This is a genomic window from Pseudomonadota bacterium (assembly GCA_010028905.1).
Classification (GTDB): Bacteria; Vulcanimicrobiota; Xenobia; order RGZZ01; family RGZZ01; genus RGZZ01.
Window position 1 is genome coordinate 1 of sequence record RGZZ01000604.1, and the last position, 2,624, is coordinate 2,624.

The window sequence follows — 2,624 nt, forward strand, 5'->3', positions numbered from 1 at the left end:
GCGCTGCTCGAGGCCCGCCAGATACTGCTCGACGCTGCCCCCGCTGGCGTGGGCGCGGGACAGGAAGAGAGCGGCATCGAACGGGGTGTCGGTCTCGCCGGTGTTCTCGAAGTCGACCTTCTGCGGGATGTCGAGATAGTCGTGCACCGTCGCCATCGCGTCGGCGAGGGAGAGGCCCGTCTTCGTGCCCCGCAGGTGGCTCACCAGCGTGGTGGGCACGTTCACGTGCACGAAGGTGTCGGTGGTTCTGTGGTCGGCCATGAGCAGCGTGCCATCGGGCGTGAGCGCGAACACGCGGTACTCGTCCGGCCGCAGACCTTGCGCCGGCAAGAAGCCTGCGACAGACGGAAGGCGCGATGCGGCACCGAGAGCAGAGGTATCGATCGTTCCGGCTGCGTGAGTCGCCGTCGGATTCACGTCGAACGAGCCCGAGGCGCTGGTGGTGTCGGTGCCGATCACGGTGCCCGCGGCGTTCACCACCACCACCGAGGCCTACTCGACGGGCGCGTCGAGGGCCACGTGGCCTTGCACGCGCGAGAGCGGCGCGACACCTGCCGGGTCGCCTGACAGGGGACTTCCGCCGTTCAGGCTCAGGCTGCTGCCACCTCCGCTCGAGCAGCCCACCAGCGTGGGCGCCAGCAGCGCAAAGACGAGCAGCATCGATACGATCGGGCGGGTGGTTCTCAACAGGCGATTCATTCGTTCTCTCCTCGCGGCGTGCGCATCACGGGGTGACCGTGATGGTGGCGGTCTGTGCTGTGGTGAGGCCGTTCGCGGTGGCGATGATGCGCACCGCGCCGGCGGACTGCTCCTTGAGGTACCGCCCGGCGCCGATGATGGTGCCGCCGGTGCCGGCGCCGGCGACGTAGTGGGTGATGCGGCCATCGGTCTGGCGCCAGATTTCCGGGCCGGTCGTCTCGTAGTGCGAGCGCGGGTTGTTGGGGTTGGAGTACTGGTCTGGCTTCCACGCCCCGGGAATCTCGCGCGCGAGCCGGTCGCTGACCGAGTAGTAGGAACGCGGGTCGTCTGGCTCCACCGCGGTCGGGCAGACCTCGACGCGGGCGCCGTACGCCTTGAGCACGTTGATCTTGTCCGCGCTCACCTTGTCCGGGCAGACGAAGACGCAGCGGTAGCCCCGCTCCTGGGCGACCAGCGCCAGCCCCACCCCGGTGTTGCCGCTGGTCGGCTCCACGATGGTGCCGCCGGGCTTGAGCAGGCCGTCGCGCTCGGCTGCGTCGACCATCGCGACCGCGATGCGGTCCTTCGCCGAGCCGCCGGGGTTGAGGTACTCCACCTTCGCGAGCACGGTCGCTGCGATGCCCTCGGTGACGCGCTTCAGGCGGACCAGCGGGGTGTTGCCGATGAGGTCAAGGACGCTGTCTGCGTAATCCACGTGGGGCTATTCAACGATCTGGCGCGGTGGGCGAATCAGGGCGCGGGGAGGTTCGCTTGCCCGAAAAAGCGTGGCCCCTGGGCCCCGCCTCCGGCGGGAACTCCCAGGGGTCACTTCGCATCTCCCCGTAGAGAGCGCGCATTTAGACGAAGAGTACATCACAGACCGCCGATGCCGCAAACAAAACCTTCTTTCCACAGACGGTCACTGATCATCAGCAGGTCGGGCCGACGAAACCAAGACTGCGCAAGTGGATGCGAGAACTTCTCAACCCCTCAGCGGCCTGTCGGCATTCGGGGACGAGTCTCTCGTCCAGACACATCCGCGTCGCCGCACATACGTCCTAGCCGCAGTCCTGCTTAGCAATCAATCCTCGAATCATCTAAGACCAACCATGCGTCGCATGAACGGAAATCGAAAATCCAAACTTCACTGGCACACGGAATCATTGGGTCGAAGACTGTCCACGGCGGCCACAATCGCCGAACTTCCGTTCATCTGCGAACTTGTGACGGTTCGAGCCAGTGACCAGACGAGCACCGAACGCCTGAGGCGGCTGTGCCTATTAGCTCTCGCGGGGCGTCTTTCACAAGCCGGATGCAATGCCCTTGCGCTTGAATCACGCGGCCATTCCCTCGATGCCAGTGACTTCTCCTTCTGGAAGCGCATCCAAACATCAAACCAGTTTCACCACGCAGTCACGCTGAGCCATGTGCCTGGCCCAGCGGAGCCGCTGCTGTGGATACCCGACATCGTCTGCGGGGCATTCAACACGTGGATGCGCGGGGATGCTCGAGCATGGGACCTACTCAAACACCGCGTCACGCACACCGCACTTGACTCAAAGGGTCAACCGTTCTCGAGCTAGGCCGCGCGGCGTGTCCGGCGCTCGGCTAGCAGCCACACATGAGGGAAAGAAACACTCGCAGTCCCGATCGCATCGTCACAACACAGAAGTTGGCCCCGGGCTCGGCCTCCGGCGAATTTTCGAGGGACCGCTTCACAACTCCGCGCTCGGAGGCGCATTGGTTTTTCAACGCAAGGCAGACGCTTCACGAGCGTCAATCGCGATGGGACGCCAAAGCAGTCGTTTGAGACCCTCTGCGGCCAGGGCGAACGCCAAGACTTCGACGGTGCCGGCCACCGGGACTCAGTCGCGGGTCATGCGGGCGATGATGGCGAGCAGCCGCAGCAGCTCCAGATACAGCCACACCAGCGAGACCACGATGCC

General features: G+C 65.1%; 3 protein-coding genes and 1 pseudogene. All 4 read right to left on the bottom strand.

Annotation, left to right across the window (positions count from 1 at the left end; genetic code table 11):
- A partial coding sequence (locus EB084_23390) for a hypothetical protein (protein NDD31206.1) occupies positions 1–486 on the bottom strand: 486 nt, incomplete at its 3' end.
- Positions 487–492: 6 nt separating this feature from the next.
- On the bottom strand, positions 493–699 hold the full coding sequence (locus EB084_23395; GenBank protein ID NDD31207.1) for a hypothetical protein: 207 nt from the start codon (positions 697–699) through the stop codon (positions 493–495).
- Positions 700–781: 82 nt separating this feature from the next.
- A pseudogene (locus EB084_23400) lies at positions 782–1,393 on the bottom strand (pyridoxal-phosphate dependent enzyme).
- Positions 1,394–2,543: 1,150 nt separating this feature from the next.
- The coding region (locus EB084_23405; protein ID NDD31208.1) for a hypothetical protein at positions 2,544–2,624 on the bottom strand (81 nt) is incomplete at its 5' end.